This window comes from Saccharomonospora iraqiensis subsp. paurometabolica YIM 90007, from assembly GCF_000231035.2.
Lineage (GTDB): Bacteria > Actinomycetota > Actinomycetes > Mycobacteriales > Pseudonocardiaceae > Saccharomonospora > Saccharomonospora paurometabolica.
The window spans coordinates 81693-96122 of sequence record NZ_KI912254.1; the positions used below are offsets into that span (position 1 = coordinate 81693).

The 14430-nt window shown below is 72.6% G+C and carries 16 protein-coding genes and 1 pseudogene; 1 reads left to right on the plus strand and 16 read right to left on the minus strand.

The window, feature by feature from the left end:
• From SACPADRAFT_RS34155 to SACPADRAFT_RS0218355, 4 genes are all read right to left on the minus strand, one after another.
• The coding region (locus tag SACPADRAFT_RS34155) for a site-specific integrase (RefSeq protein ID WP_007024542.1) at positions 1–386 on the minus strand (386 nt) is incomplete at its 3' end.
• 78 nt (positions 387–464) lie between these two features.
• Positions 465–1640, minus strand: a complete 1176-nt coding sequence (dprA, locus tag SACPADRAFT_RS0218345; protein WP_007024543.1) for a DNA-processing protein DprA — start codon at positions 1638–1640, stop codon at positions 465–467.
• On the minus strand, positions 1637–3148 hold the full coding sequence (locus tag SACPADRAFT_RS0218350; RefSeq protein WP_007024544.1) for a YifB family Mg chelatase-like AAA ATPase: 1512 nt from the start codon (positions 3146–3148) through the stop codon (positions 1637–1639). The genes dprA and SACPADRAFT_RS0218350 overlap by 4 nt, the downstream gene beginning before the upstream one ends.
• The gene (locus SACPADRAFT_RS0218355) at positions 3148–3534 is read right to left on the minus strand and encodes a YraN family protein (RefSeq protein ID WP_034237963.1); all 387 of its coding nucleotides are present in this window, start codon (positions 3532–3534) and stop codon (positions 3148–3150) included. Before SACPADRAFT_RS0218355 ends, SACPADRAFT_RS0218350 begins: the two co-directional genes overlap by 1 nt.
• Before the next feature lie 289 nt (positions 3535–3823).
• On the opposite strand from SACPADRAFT_RS0218355, the gene SACPADRAFT_RS0218360 reads away from it, so the two are divergent.
• Positions 3824–4345 carry a Uma2 family endonuclease gene (locus SACPADRAFT_RS0218360; RefSeq protein WP_007024546.1) on the plus strand — a complete coding sequence of 174 codons (522 nt, stop codon included), beginning with the start codon at positions 3824–3826 and terminating at the stop codon, positions 4343–4345.
• Between the two features lie 12 nt (positions 4346–4357).
• Here SACPADRAFT_RS0218360 and SACPADRAFT_RS0218365 read toward each other — a convergent pair whose 3' ends face one another.
• The 12 genes and pseudogenes from SACPADRAFT_RS0218365 to ffh form a co-directional block, all read right to left on the minus strand.
• Positions 4358–4684 (minus strand): DUF2469 domain-containing protein, encoded by a 327-nt coding sequence (locus tag SACPADRAFT_RS0218365; RefSeq protein WP_007024547.1) that lies wholly within the window; start codon positions 4682–4684, stop codon positions 4358–4360.
• A 299-nt stretch (positions 4685–4983) separates the two neighbouring features.
• Positions 4984–5700: pseudogene (locus tag SACPADRAFT_RS30045) on the minus strand (ribonuclease HII); the annotation flags it as partial.
• Between the two features lie 20 nt (positions 5701–5720).
• The gene (gene lepB / locus SACPADRAFT_RS0218375) at positions 5721–6767 is read right to left on the minus strand and encodes a signal peptidase I (RefSeq protein ID WP_233357210.1); all 1047 of its coding nucleotides are present in this window, start codon (positions 6765–6767) and stop codon (positions 5721–5723) included.
• A gap of 28 nt (positions 6768–6795) precedes the next feature.
• Positions 6796–7152: a 50S ribosomal protein L19 gene (gene rplS, locus SACPADRAFT_RS0218380; RefSeq protein WP_007024550.1), complete on the minus strand. Its 357-nt coding sequence runs from the start codon at positions 7150–7152 to the stop codon at positions 6796–6798.
• 133 nt (positions 7153–7285) lie between these two features.
• Positions 7286–8035 carry a tRNA (guanosine(37)-N1)-methyltransferase TrmD gene (gene trmD, locus SACPADRAFT_RS0218385; protein WP_028662565.1) on the minus strand — a complete coding sequence of 250 codons (750 nt, stop codon included), beginning with the start codon at positions 8033–8035 and terminating at the stop codon, positions 7286–7288.
• Positions 8036–8110: 75 nt separating this feature from the next.
• Positions 8111–8623: a ribosome maturation factor RimM gene (gene rimM / locus SACPADRAFT_RS0218390; protein ID WP_028662566.1), complete on the minus strand. Its 513-nt coding sequence runs from the start codon at positions 8621–8623 to the stop codon at positions 8111–8113.
• Between the two features lie 26 nt (positions 8624–8649).
• Positions 8650–8889 (minus strand): RNA-binding protein, encoded by a 240-nt coding sequence (locus SACPADRAFT_RS0218395; protein ID WP_007024553.1) that lies wholly within the window; start codon positions 8887–8889, stop codon positions 8650–8652.
• Positions 8886–9377 (minus strand): 30S ribosomal protein S16, encoded by a 492-nt coding sequence (gene rpsP / locus SACPADRAFT_RS0218400; protein WP_007024554.1) that lies wholly within the window; start codon positions 9375–9377, stop codon positions 8886–8888. Before rpsP ends, SACPADRAFT_RS0218395 begins: the two co-directional genes overlap by 4 nt.
• 211 nt (positions 9378–9588) lie before the next feature.
• Entirely contained in the window at positions 9589–10389 is an 801-nt protein-coding gene (locus tag SACPADRAFT_RS0218405) for a CPBP family intramembrane glutamic endopeptidase (RefSeq protein ID WP_007024555.1), read from the minus strand.
• Positions 10390–10489: 100 nt separating this feature from the next.
• A complete protein-coding gene (locus tag SACPADRAFT_RS0218410; protein ID WP_007024556.1) occupies positions 10490–11218 on the minus strand; it encodes a CPBP family intramembrane glutamic endopeptidase in 729 nt (242 codons plus the stop codon).
• An 81-nt stretch (positions 11219–11299) separates the two neighbouring features.
• A complete protein-coding gene (locus SACPADRAFT_RS0218415; protein WP_007024557.1) occupies positions 11300–12373 on the minus strand; it encodes an amidohydrolase family protein in 1074 nt (357 codons plus the stop codon).
• 91 nt (positions 12374–12464) lie between these two features.
• Entirely contained in the window at positions 12465–14012 is a 1548-nt protein-coding gene (gene ffh, locus SACPADRAFT_RS0218420) for a signal recognition particle protein (protein WP_007024558.1), read from the minus strand.
• Positions 14013–14430 lie beyond the last annotated feature (418 nt).

Below are 14430 nucleotides of genomic sequence, written 5' to 3' on the forward strand. Positions count from 1 at the left end.
GCGCGCCGCGCCAACGTGGTGCGACCGAGCCCGTCCGCCCGTTGCCGTGCCAGCCACGCGCGCAACGTCGGCGTGTCGAGCCCGTCGAGCGCACCCGGCGATTCGTCCGCCCCGGACCCGGGGTCGGCATCGGCGTCGACGGCGTCCCGTCCGGGTGCGGTGTCCACCCCGTGCAGGAAACCCAGGAGCGAGACCACGTCCCCGAGGTAGGCGCGCACCGTGTGGGGCGACCGGTCACGTTCCGCCTGCAGGTGACGTCCGTACTCGTCGACCAGTCCGGCCGCGGCGGGCGGCAGGGCCCCGCGGATCCGGCGGAGGTCGTGCCGGACGGCTCCGGCTCCCCGGCCCCCCGGCGTGGCCGGACGTGACGAACCCGATGCGGTCATACCCTGTACGCTGCGTTACCGGACACCCTCGGTCAAGCATCGCCACACCGAGGTGATCGTTATGAAACGCTTTCGGGTTCATGTCGACGCCCTCCCGGGGCCGTCCCGCGTGCGGCGCCATCCACTGTCCGTGCGTTCGGCGAGATCATCCAGCTCGAGTGCGGGCAGCACGGCCCGCGCCCGGGAGATCCCGACCCCCGCGTCCGCCGCGACCTCCTCAGGACTCCGCCCCCGTCGGGTGCTCAGTGCCTCGTACACGCGCAGGCTCTCCGCGTCCAGCCCGTCGGTGCGGCGACGCGGCGCGGCGTCACCCGTCCCCGCGGCGCCGTCCAGGACCCCGACCGTCTCGATCAGCTCCGTGACGGAGGAGACCAGGGTCGCGTGCGCGTCCCGGATCAGCTTGTGGCAGCCCACCGACAGCGCCGAGCCGACCGGCCCGGGCACGGCCATGACCACCTTCCCCAGCACGCCGGCGGTGGTCGCGGTGTTGCGGGAACCGCTGCGTCGCCCCGCCTCCACCACGAGGGTTCCGGAGGTCAACGCCGCGAGCAGCCGGTTGCGCACGAGGAAGCGGTGCCGGGCGGGCGGCGTGCCCGGCGGATACTCCGAGACGACCGCGCCCCGCTCCGCGATCCGGTTCACCAGTCCGACATGGCCCGCCGGGTATCCGACGTCGAGCGCGCACCCCAGAACCGCGACGGTGCCGCCACCGGCGGCGAGAGCACCCCGGTGGGCCGCACCGTCGATGCCGTACGCGGCGCCCGAGAAGACCGTGATGCCCTCCCCGGCCGCACCGTGGGCGATCTCGGCGGCGGTGTGCTCCCCGTACTCGGTGGCCGCCCGGGCACCGACGACGGCGACGGCGTGGGTGGTCGCGGTGTCCAGCCGCGCGGGACCCCGTGTCCACAACGCCAACGGCGGCGCCGTCCCGGCCACCCCGCGGGCACCCGCGACCTGGAGGGACAGCAGCGGCCAGGCCGGCCATTCGTCGTCCTCGGGAATCACCAGACGCGCTCCCACTGCCGCTCCCTCCCGGAGGTCCCGGTGGGCGAGGTCCTGTCCGGCCCGTGCCTCGGTCTCGGCCGTGACCGGGTCCGGGGTGTCCCCACGCCGGACCCGGTCGGCGGCCTCCACGGGACCGTGTTCGTCCACGAACCGGGCGAGCGCGGGCGCGGGCGGTTCCGCGACACGGAGCAGGTAGGCCCGCGCCACCCGCTCCGGCCGTACGGCGTCGGCACGGTCGTCGGTGGTCATACCGCCCCCCGGTCCCGGAACTCCAGTGCCGCGGCGACGTGGTCGGCACCGGGCCACTCGGCTCCGTGCAGATCGGCCAGGGTCCAGGCGATGCGCAGACAACGGTCGGCACCCCGGGCCGTCACCGCGCCCCGCGCCAGCGCGCGGTCGAGCAGCGCGGTCGTGGTGTCCGGCAGGGCGAACTCCCGCCACAGCGCCGGACCGGGCACCTGAGAGTTGGTCAGCCACCCGTGCTCCGCCCAACGCGCGGCGGCACGCGCGCGGGCGAGTCGGACCCGCTCCGCGACCGTCGCCGTCGGCTCCGGGGATGCTGCCCCGTGCACCCGCATGGCGGTGACCGGTCGCATCCGGACCCGCAGGTCCACCCGGTCGAGCAGAGGGCCGGACAGCTTCCCCAGGTACCGCCGCCGCGCCGCCGGCGAACACGTGCAGTCGATCTCCCGGGGTTGTGCGCACGGGCACGGGTTCGCGGCGAGCACGAGCTGGAACGCGGCGGGATAGCGCACCACGCCCCGGCTGCGGGCGATCCGCACCTCGCCCTCCTCCAGGACCGTGCGCAGTGATTCGAGGCGGTCGACCCCGAATTCCGCGGCTTCGTCGAGAAAAAGGACCCCGTGGTGTGCCTTGCTCACCGCGCCGGGCGCCGCCAGCCCGCTCCCGCCTCCGACCAGCGCCGCCGTGGAGATCGAGTGGTGCGGCGCCACGAACGGCGGGGTCCGCACGAGCGGTGCCTCCCGGCTCACCGACCCGTCGACCGAGCGCACGGCGGTGGCCTCCAGGGCCCGGTCGTTCGGCAGTCCCGGCAGCAGTCCCGGCAGGCGTGCGGCCAGCATGGTCTTGCCGGTCCCGGGCGGACCGATCAGCAGCAGATGGTGCCCGCCCGCGGCGGCCACCTCCAACGCCCACCGGGCCTCCGGCTGTCCGACCACGTCGGCGAGGTCCACCGGGGTGTCCGGTACCGGATCGGCAGGCGGCTCCGGTGCGACGAGGTCGGCCTCGTCCCGCAACCAGTCGACGACCTCGGCCAGATCGCGGGCACCCACGACGTCGAGCTCGTCCACGAGCGCCGCCTCGGGCAGGGACGCGGCGGGCACCACCGCCCGCCGATGGCCGAGCCGGCGGGCCGCGAGCAGCGCGGGCAGGATGCCCTGCACCGGACGCACCCGGCCGTCCAACGCGAGTTCGCCGAGCAGCACCGTCCCCCGCAGCTTGTCCGGGGGAACGACCGAGGAGGCGGCCAGGACCGCGGCCGCGATGCCGAGGTCGTAGGCCGACCCCACCTTCGGCAGGTCGGCGGGGAACAGGCCGAGCGTCACGGCGGTCTCCGGCCAGGCCCGCCCGCTGTTGCGGACCGCCGCGCGCACCCGGTCCTTGGCCTCCCGCAGTCCCGCGTCCGGCAGGCCGACGAGCTTCGTGCCCGGCATACCCGCGCCGATGTCCGCCTCGATCTCGATCACCCGGCCCTCGATGCCGACGACCGCCACGGATCGGGCCCGCGCCAGGGACATCAGAAGGCCCCGGCGATGTGCCGCACGACCGGCTCCTCGCCGGGCGGGTGGTCGATCGCGACGACGTCGAAGCGGATCGGGCACCACGCCACCCGGCGGGCGGCCAGCCACCGGCTGGTGAGCCCCCGGATGCGACGGCGTTTGTCCTCGGTGACCGCTTCCGCGGGGCTGCCGAAGTTCCGGCCGGAACGGGTCTTCACCTCGCAGACCACCAGCGTCGTCCCGTCGGTGGCGAGGATGTCCAGCTCGCCCTCCCGGCAGCGCCAGTTGCGTTCCAGGACGGTGAGTCCCTGTCTGCGCAGATGCTCGGCCGCGAGGTCCTCGCCGGCACGTCCGAGTGCCTGTCGGTCGCCGTGTGTGCGGGCACGCCGCACCTCGATGTCCACTCACGTCACCCCCAGGGTGCTCGTCGGGTCGCGTCGGTCACCGCTGACACTCCCAGGGCGGACACCCTCCGACCAGGACGAACGGACCGGGCCTGTGGACAACCGGGGGCTTGTGGACAACCGGCGCACGAACGGACCGTGCGGTACCGGAAAAGCGGGAAGATGGCGTGACGACGACACACGGTGACGAGGACACCACTGCTCCGAGAGCGGAGCGGCTACCCTGGAACCATCCATCCACGACGAAAGACGCGCGACGACCGGCGCTCACCAGCCTCAGCTGCTGTCCTTGGCGGACTGGGACGCGTTACCCGAGGACGAAAGCGCGCACATCGAGCTCCAGGAAGGTGTGCTGATCGTGAGTCCGAGACCCCTGCGGCAACACGCCCGGGCGGCAGCGCGGTTCTGGGAACAGCTCGACGATCAACTTCCCGCTGGACTCGAAGCCGTGCTCGAGTTCGAGGTGCTGGTCAGCGAACAATTTCCGCCCACGGTCCGGGTGCCGGACGTGGTGGTCACCAGGGCCGACGGCCCGACCCGGCGGCTGCGCGCCGAGGACGTGCTCGTCGCGATCGAGGTGGTCTCCCCGGGCTCGAAGCGCACCGACACGGTCACCGAGCCGTCGGAGTACGCCGAGGCGGGCATCCCGCACTACTGGGTCGTGGACCTCGACGACCCGGTCAGCCTGGTGGCCTACCACTTCGCCGAGGAGTTCGGGTACCTGGAGGCCCCCGCGGTCACCCGGGTCTTCAGCACCACCGACCCGGTGCCGCTGCACGTCGATCTCGACGCGCTCCCGCGGGCGCGGTAGGGCCGGGGACCCTCAGCCGCCGCCGAACGGTCCCTCGTCCGGCAGGCGCAGCTCCGGCTTGTCCAGCTCCTCCACGTTGACGTCCTTGAACGTGATCACGCGGACGTTCTTGACGAAGCGGGCCGGTCGGTACATGTCCCACACCCAGGCGTCGGACATCCGCACCTCGAAGTACACCTCGCCACCCCCGTCGCGGACCTGTACGTCCACGGCATTGGCCAGGTAGAACCGCCGCTCCGTCTCCACCACGTAGGAGAACTGCCCGACGATGTCGCGGTACTCGCGGTACAGCGACAGCTCCATCTCGGTCTCGTACTTCTCGAGATCCTCCGCACTCATGAAACCCGGGCCCCTCCTCGCACTCCTGTCAACCGGTCGCCGGCGGAAGCTCCATTCTCGCGCACGGCCGCCGTCCCGGCACCCGCCGCGCCGTGGTTCCCGCGGTCGTCCGTGCCCGCACCATACTGCGCCCACGCACGTCCGGTGTCCGCCCCGTCGCCGCCCGGGACCCCGTCTCCGCCCGGTACGCCGTCCCCGACCGGAGCGACCGCGTCCCCCGGGTTCTCCGGGTTCTCCGGGTTCTCCGTGTCCCCCGGGTTCTCCGGGTCCCCCGGGGCCTCCCCCGGCCCCGGCAGGTCGGCCACCCCGTTCTGCAGGGCGGCGACGCTGAGGCGCACGCGGTGCGGTGCCCGCATCCCGTGTGCGGCCGCCGCCGCGGCGACGTTCGTGTACGACCACCGGTGCTCCGGGCAGGGACCGTGCTCGGACAGCGCCGCGCCGTGGTCGGACGTCGTGTAGCCCTTGTGGCCGGCGAAGCCGTACACGGGGTACGTACCGTGCAGTCCTGCCATGATGCGGTCCCGGGTCACCTTGGCCAGCACCGAGGCGGCCGCGACGCAGGCCACCGCGCGGTCACCCTTCACCACGGACAGGCTGGGCGCGGGGAGCCCGGACACGCGGAAGCCGTCGGTGAGCACGTACCCGGGCCGACCGGACAGGCCGGCCACCGCGCGCCGCATGCCCTCGAGGTTGGTGACGTGGATGCCGTAGGCGTCGACCTCCGCGGCGGAAATCACCACCACGCAGTGGTCGAGCGCCCGGCGCAGGATCTGTTCGTACACGCGGTCGCGGGCGGCGGCGGTGAGCAGTTTGGAATCGGTCAGCTCCGCCAACCGCGTGGAATCGGTGCGCCGCAGCACACAGGCAGCCACCACCAGGGGCCCGGCGCAGGCACCACGTCCGGCCTCGTCCACCCCGGCCACCGGGCCGAGTCCGCGGCGGTCCAGCGCGGACTGCAGGGCCCAGGCCGTCTCACCCCGGATGACCGCGCGGGGCGGACGCGGCACATCCGGCACCGCTGTCGCGTTCACCGCGCTCAGTGCTCCCGTTCGACCGACCCGACGGCTCGCCGGCACGTGCCGACTGCCGTGGCCGCCCGGCGTCCCGCCCGCAGGACGGGCCAGGAGGCCGCGGCACCGACACCCAACGGTAGTCCCTGCTGCCAGGTCGGCGCCGCGGGCGCCACGGGCGCCGCCGCCACCGGTTCCTGCTGGGGGTTGTGGTCACTGACCACGCCCCACCGGGACGGGGGCAGCACGATCAGGCGCGCCTTGCCGATGATGTTGTCCACCGGGACGGCACCCCGGGGACCACCACCGCCCTGGTAACGGGAATCGGAGGAGTTGTTGCGGTTGTCGCCCATCACCCAGACGGTGCCCTCGGGAACCCGGACCGGGCCGAAGTCCTCCTGCTCCCGGTCTCCGCCCTCCCAGTAGACGTAGGGCTCGTCGAGCGGCCGGCCGTCCACGACGACCCTGTTCCGATCGTCGCAGCACTGGACGGTCTGCCCTCCGGTGGCGATGATCCGCTTGACGAAGTCCCGCTCGTCGGGCGGTGCGAGACCGAAGGCCGACCCGACGTTCTGGAAGAACTGTGCGACGGGGTTCGCCGACTCCAACGGCGGATCGTCCTCGACCCACGGCTGCGGCCCGCGGAACACCACGACGTCGCCGGGTGCGGGGTCGGTGAAGTGGTAGGTCACCTTGTCGACCAGGATGCGGTCCGGCGTACACCCGGGACACCCGTGGAGTGTCTCCTCCATCGACCCGGAGGGGATCATGTAGACCCGCCCGAGGAACTGCTGGATCAGAAAGGCCAGGACGAGCGCGACCACGATCAGGATCGGGAGTTCTTTCCAGAACGAGCGCTGCTTGTCCGCCCTGCCCTTCTCCGGGTGGGCCCCGGCCGCGGGAGACGAACCGTCCTCCGTACCGGACCGGCCCGCCGACTCACCGTCCTCCCGGGACGAGGTCGTCCGCCCGTCGTCACCCGACGACGTGGTCGACCCGTCCTTCGGAGTCGACCCGTCCTCCGGACGTTCCGGCTCGTCTTCCGCGGCGTTCGAGGGCACTGACTCCACCACGTCAGCTTACGGTAACGGGCCGACCACGTCAGGACGCGGGCTTCTCCCGGCGCTCCTTGATCTTGGCGGCCTTCCCGCGCAGGTCACGCAGGTAGTACAGCTTCGCGCGGCGCACGTCGCCCTTCTTGGAGACCTCGATCTTGGCGATGTTCGGCGAGTGCACGGGGAAGGTGCGCTCCACGCCGACGCCGAAGGAAACCTTGCGCACGGTGAACGTCTCGCGGATGCCCCCGCCCTGACGGCGGATGACCACGCCCTGGAACACCTGGTTGCGCTCGCGGTTGCCCTCGATAACGCGGACGTGCACCTTCAGCGTGTCGCCCGGGCGGAAATACGGAATGTCGGAACGCAGAGACTCGGCGTCCAGCGCGTCCAGGGTGTTCATCGGTGTCCGTCCTCGTCCTTGGTGGCTTCACATCGTTGCGGGCGCACGCCTGCTCACGGGAGCGGGCGGCCCAGGAGTTCGGCGCGTGAACCGGTCGCGCCAACCCCGCAAGTATTACAGACGTACTCGGCCGTCACTCACCGGCCTCCCGACGCAGCCGGTCGAGCACCTCGGTGTCCCGGGCGTCGAGGCTCTTCTCCGGCAGTCCCGTCAGCAGGTCCGGCCTGCGCCGGTAGGTGCGTTCGAGTGCCCGGTCCCGTCGCCACCGGTCGATGGCCGCGTGGTTGCCGGACCGCAGCACGTCGGGTACCGCCAGGTCCCGCCACACCTCGGGCCGGGTGTAGCTGGGGCCCTCCAGCAACCCGTCCGAGAACGAGTCCTGCTCGGCCGAGACCGGGTTCCCCAACACCCCGGGCAGCAACCGGGTCACCGCCTCCACGATCACCAGGACGGCCGCCTCCCCGCCGACCAGCACGTAGTCACCGATCGAGACCTCGTCCACGGGCATCCGGCGTGCGGCGTCGGTGAACACGCGCTCGTCGATGCCCTCGTACCGCCCGCACGCGAACACCAGGTGTTCCTCGGCGGCGTAGCTGTGGGCGAGCTCCTGGGTGAACGGCCTGCCCGCGGGGGTGGGGACGACCAGCCGGGTCCCCTCGGCACAGACGTCGTCCAGTGCCTCGCCCCAGACCTGGGGCTTCATCACCATGCCGGGGCCGCCACCGTACGGGGCATCGTCCACGGCGCGGTGCACATCGTAGGTCCAGTCCCGCAGGTCGTGCACCCCGACCTCGAGCAGGCCGCGGTCGATCGCCCGGCCGAGCAACGCCGCGCGCAGCGGCTGCAGGTACTCGGGGAAGATCGTGACGACATCGATCCGCAGCGGCGACGGCGCGCCGCCACGCGCCGGGTCGGTCCCGTTCGTCTCGTTCACCGGCTGTCCGTCCACATCCGTCCGTCAGCCGTCCAGAAGTCCCTCGGGCGGGTCCACGACGAGCCTGCCCCCGGCCACGTCGACGTGCGGCACGAGCGCCGCCACGAACGGCACGAGCACCTCCGTGCCGGACACGTCCAGGACCAGCAGTTCACCCCCGGGCGCGTGCACGACCCCCCGCACGGTCCCGACGGCGGTGCCGTCCGGCAGTTCGGCGCGCAGCCCCTCGAGTTCGTGGTCGTAGAACTCGTCCGGGTCCTCCAGCGGGGGCAGTGCGTCCGCCTCCGCGAGCAGCCGGAGCCCGCGCAGCTCCTCGGCCGCCGACCGGTCGGGCACCTCGGCGAAGCGCACCAGCAGCCGTCCGCCGTGCGGGCGGACGGCTGCCACGGTGAGCTCCCGGGTGTCGCCGTTGCGGGCCCGACCGGTCAACACCGTGTCCTCGGCGAACCGGTCCCCGAGGGAATCGGTGTGCACGTCCACGGCGAGTTCGCCCCGGATCCCGTGCGGCTTGACCACGCGGCCCACGACGACCTGCACGCCCGTGCGCTCCCGTTCCGACGGCACTAGTGGTCGGTGTCGACGACGTCCACGCGGATGCCCCGGCCGCCGACGGACCCCATCACGGTGCGCAGCGCGGTCGCCGTCCGGCCGCCGCGGCCGATCACCTTGCCGAGGTCGTCCGGGTGGACGTGCACCTCGAGGGTCCGTCCCCGGCGTGTGGTGATCAGCTCGACCTGGACGTCGTCCGGGTTGTCGACGATGCCCCGCACCAGGTGTTCGAGCGAGTCGGCCAGGAAGCTCACGCCTGGTCGGCCTTCTCGCCCTCACCCGTGGCCCCGGAGTCGGCCGCGGCGGTGTCCCCGCTCGTGTCCTCGCCACCGTCGTCGGCCTTGTCGGCCTTCTTGCCACCCTTCTTCTTCGGGGTGGTGGCGGCGACGGAGGGCTCCTCGTTCGCCGCGGCCAGCGCCGCGTTGAACCGCTCCTGCTTGGTGGGCCCGGGCTCCGGCGCCTTCAGCGAGCCCTCGGCGCCGGGCAGGCCCTTGTACTTCTGCCAGTCGCCGGTGACCTCGAGGATGCGCTGGACCGGCTCGGTCGGCTGGGCACCGACACCGAGCCAGTGCTGGGCGCGCTCGGAGTCCACCTCGATGTAGCTGGGCTCCCGCTTCGGGTGGTACTTGCCGATGGTCTCGATGGCCCGGCCGTCCCGACGGGTACGGGCGTCCGCCACGATGATGCGGTAGTAGGGCTCGCGAATCTTGCCGAGGCGCTGCAGCTTGATCTTGACAGCCACGGGGGTGGGTACTCCTGTCGTCTTCTCGTACTCGGGTCGGGACACGATCCGAGTGGGGAGCCGGATCCAGGTGCCCGCAGGTATGGTCTGCGCTCCGGCACGGTGAGAGGGCCCGGTCCGGAGCGGGCAAGCTCCTATTTTGCCAGACCGCCCCGACGGGGCCGCACCGGCGGGGTACCCGGCCCGGCCGACCGCCCGGGTACGGGTGCGCTCACGTCGTGAGGACGCCGAGCGAGGTGAGCAGGATCGCCAGCGCGGGCAGGAAGTTGTTCATCTGGTGGGCGACGATGCTCCCCAGCAGCCGCCCGGTGACCAGCCGCGCCAGCCCGATCGGAATGGCGATCACCAGCAACAGGGAGGTGCGCAGCGGCTCCAGGTGGCTCACCGCGAACACCGCCGTGGACAGCACGAAGGCCGCGAACCGGCTCCACCGCACGCTGCCCCAGCCGAGCCGCTCGGCCGCGCCCCACAGCACCCCCCGGTAGATGATCTCCTCGCAGATCGGCCCGAGCAGCCACAGGTAGACGAACATGACCAGGGCGGCCGAGACGGACATCGGCTTGTTCTCCACCAGGGTGCCGATCGCCGAGCCGGTGTTGGCCTCACCGACCGCCTCGGTCCACACCAGCACGCCCACGACCGTGCACACCAGCCCGAGCACACCGAACTTGAGGCCGATCCGCACGTCGTCCCAGCGCCAGGACAGCCGCAGGTCCGCCAGGGGACCGTTGCCCCGCACCTTCGTGATGGCGAGTGCCGCGGCCGTCGCGAGCAGCGTGGGCGTCATCGTGCCGATCAGCACGTCGCGCACGGGCAGCGACTCCACCGGACCCCCGCCGAGCAGCGCGCCGACGAAGGCGGCGGTGGTGAGCAGCACGGCCTCGACGAGCAGGAACGCGCCGAACCCCCAGCGGTGGGACGGCCCGGTCTCCTCCGGCCGCGGCCGGGCGGTCCGCTCCGGCCCGTCCCCGGTCCGGTCGGGCGCCGACCCCGGATACTCCCCTTCGGTCACACCGATCCCTTCGCCGTCCGGTGAGGCGGCACCGCCCGCGACGTCCCGTCCGGCGGGCAGTCTCGATCTTGCCCTGAGCCTACTGAGCGCATCCGGTCCCTCACGAACCGCCGAACAGCAGCAGCGCGGGAGGCAGGTTGTTGACGGCGTGCGCGACGACACTCGCGCCGACCCGGCCGGTGATCATCCGGGCGGCACCGATCGCGACGCCCTGTACGATCAGCGCCGGGGTCCGGGTCGGGTCGGCGTGGACCTGGGCGAAGACCAACGCGGTCAGGACCAGGACCGCCCACGGGGGGATCCGGTGGTGGGCCAGTGCGTTCCAGAGCGCACCGCGGAAGAGCAGCTCCTCGGTCAGCGGAGCCCCCACGACGAGCACCAGCGCGGCCACCACGAGCCACCCGACGTGGGACGTGAGGCCGGTGAACACGTCGGTGACCGGATCCGACATCCGCTCCCGGCCGTACACCTGGATCAGCAGCATGCCCAGCAGATACGCGGCGAGCAGGGAGAAACCGCCGCAGGCGAGACCGATCCGCAGGTCCCGCCCGGTGGGCACGAGCCCGAAGTCGGCGAGCGGCCCGCGTCCCCACCGACGGGAACCGAGGACGGGGCCGATCCCGAGCAGTAGGTTCGGCAGGAACGCCAGCAGGATCACCGGCCCCAGCTCCGGCAGGTTCAGCGGCCCCGGCCTCCCCACGGCCAGGCCGGACAACACCAGGGACAGCACGTAGTAGGAGCCGTAGGACAGGAAGAACGCCAGCAGCCCCCAGTGCGCGCCGAGCACCAGACCGTCGCGGGCCGAGGGCGCACCGTCCTCGCGCTCCACCGCGCCTCCCCCGTACCGTCGTCCGTCGCCTGTGGAGTCTCCCGCTCCACGGTCAACCCTACGGGGGCGACCGGAACCGCGTCAGTCGATCAGTCGGCCGCGCAGCATCAGGTGGGTGGGGCGGCGCAGCACCGACAGATCCGCACGCGGATCGGCGTCCAGCACGAGCAGATCGGCGGGGGCGCCGTCGGCGATTCCCGTGTGCCCCAGCCACTCCCGGGCCGCCCAGGACGCCGCGGCGAGCGCCCGATCGGGGGACATGCCCACGGCGTGCAGCGCCTCGATCTCGTCGACGATCCGGCCGTGGGCGACCATGCCGCCCGCGTCCGTGCCCGCGTGCACCGCGACGCCCGCGTCCAGGGCCGCCGCGACCATGTCGGACACCCCCGCGTGCAGCGCCCGCATGTGCGCGGCGTAGGTGGGGTACTTCGCGGCCTGCGCGGCGATGCCGGGGAAGTTCTCGATGTTGATCAGGGTGGGGACCAGTGCCGTGCCCCGCCGGGCCATCTCGGCCAGCAGGTCGGTGGACAGTCCCGTGCCGTGTTCGAGGCAGTCGACACCCGCCGCGATCAGTCCGGGCAGCGCGTCCTCGCCGAACACGTGCGCGGTCACCCGCGCGCCCGCCTCGTGCGCGACCGCCACCGCCTCGGCGAGCACGTCGTCCGGCCACAGCGGCGCGAGGTCACCGACCGACCGGTCGATCCAGTCGCCGACCAGTTTCACCCAGCCGTCCCCGTCGGCGGCCTGGTCGGCCACCGCCCGGGGGAGGTGGTCCGGACTGTCCAGTTCCAGACCCAGGCCGGGGATGTAGCGCTTCGGCAACGCCAGATGCCTGCCGCTGCGGACGATGCGCGGCAGGTCGTCCCGCCGCTGCAGGTCCCGGATGTCGAGGGGTACCCCGCAGTCCCGGATCAGCAGGGTGCCCGCGTCCCGGTCCCGGCGGGCCTGCTCGGCGGCCTCGTCCAGGGTGGTGGGCCCGTCCGGGCCGATACCCGGGTGGCAGTGCGCGTCCACCAGGCCCGGCACGACGAACGCGCCCCGCAGACTCCGGGCGTCCTCGGCTCCCTCCGGCGGGTGAAGGTGCACGCGGCCGTCGTCGATCCACAGGTCCCGCTCGACCCCGTCGGGGAGCACGACCCCTCGCAGGTGATACATCGGCTTGTCGTCCGCGACCTTTCACGTCCGGCTGTCGGTGGGCGGCGTCGGGGGCGTGCGGGTGTGCGGGTGTGCGGCGCCCGTACCCCGTCTACTTCTTCTTCGGCAGCTTCAGCTTCGACGGGTCGAAGCCCGGCGGCAGGTCGTTCAGGCCGCCACCGAGCTGGGACAGGTCCGGGGCACCGCCCCCGCCGCCACCGGGCCCCTGCGGGAGCCCACCGGGAAAGCCGCCGGGCATCTTGGGCTGCGTGGGCCCGCGGTTCTTGCCCTTCTTCCCCTTCTTGCCCTTCTTGCCCTTCTTGCCACCGCCGCCGGCGCCGCCCCCGCCGCCGATGCCGAACCGGCCCGCCATCTGCTGCATCATCTTGCGGGCCTCGAAGAAGCGGTTCACCAGGTCGTTCACGTCGCGGACGGTGACACCCGACCCGCGGGCGATGCGCTGCCTGCGGGAGGCGTTGATCATCTTCGGGTTCTCCCGCTCGGCGGGTGTCATGCCCCGGATGATGGCCTGCAGCCGGTCGAGGTGGGCGTCGTCGACCTGGGAGAGCTGGTCCTTCATCTGCCCGGCCCCGGGCAGCATGCCGAGCAGGTTGCCGATCGGGCCCATCCGCCGCACGGCGAGCATCTGGTCGAGGAAGTCCTCCAGGGTCAGCTCGCCGGAGCCGAGCTTGCCCGCGGCCTCCTCGGCCTTCTCCTGGTCGAACGCCTGCTCGGCCTGTTCGATCAGGGTCAGCATGTCGCCCATGCCGAGAATGCGGCTCGCCATCCGGTCCGGGTGGAAGACGTCGAAGTCCTCCAGCTTCTCCCCGTTCGAGGCGAACAGGATCGGCTCGCCGGTGACGTGCCGCACCGACAGGGCCGCGCCGCCCCGGGCGTCGCCGTCGAGCTTGGTGAGCACCACCCCGTTGAACCCGACCCCGTCCCGGAACGCCTCGGCCGTGCTGACGGCGTCCTGACCGATCATGGCGTCGACCACGAACAGCGTCTCGTCCGGCGTGACCGCGTCCCGGATGTCGGCGGCCTGCTGCATCATCTCCTCGTCGACACCGAGGCGCCCCGCGGTGTCGACGACCACGATGTCGTGCTGGGCGCGGCCGGCCTCGTCGATCGAGCGGCGGGCGACGTCGACCGGGTCACCGACCCCGTTACCCGGTTCGGGGGCGAACGTCGGCACCCCGGCGCGCTCGCCGACCACCTGGAGCTGGGTCACCGCGTTCGGCCGCTGGAGGTCACAGGCGACCAGCATCGGGGCGTGCCCCTGCTGCTTGAGCCACAGCGCGAGCTTGCCCGCCAGCGTGGTCTTGCCGGAGCCCTGCAGGCCCGCGAGCATGATCACCGTCGGCGGGTTCTTGGCCAGGTTCAGCCGACGGGTCTCGCCGCCGAGGATCCCGACGAGCTCCTCGTTGACGATCTTGATGACCTGCTGGGCGGGGTTCAGCGCCTGGGAGACCTCGACGCCCTTGGCCCGTTCCTTGATCTGCTTGATGAACGCGCGCACGACCGGCAGCGCGACGTCGGCTTCCAGCAGCGCGATCCGGATCTCCCGGGCGGTGGCGTCGATGTCGGCGTCGGTGAGCTTGCCTTTGCCGCGCAGGTTCTGCAGGACCGACGTGAGCCGATCGGAGAGTGTGTCGAACACGGGGTGCACGCTCCAGCGGGTCGTGGTTGTTCGCGTCGGCTCACGGGCCGACCACGCCCTCCAAGGGTAGACGACCCGGAGGACGGGGCCGGCCCGCCCGGCCGGGTGCTCCCCCCAATGCTCCCCCTCTCCGGCCGGGCGGCGGGACCCCGGTGGGGCACCCGTGCCGGTCCGGCGTGTCGTTCGCCAGACCCCCAGTTACTGGCGACCGGTGACCGGACCCGGGTACCTCGTCCGAGGCTGTCCTCAGCGTGCCCGGAGAGAGGAGGTGACAACAGCGTGAAGACACCGAGTAACCCGTGAGTAGACCTACGCAGATCGAGGTCAGCGGCGGGAACCCGTCCGTCGACCGCCGGTGTCCGCAGGCCCCGCCGGACCGTCCGCGTCCGCGGCGGCGCGTCGGGCCCTCGCCGCGGCG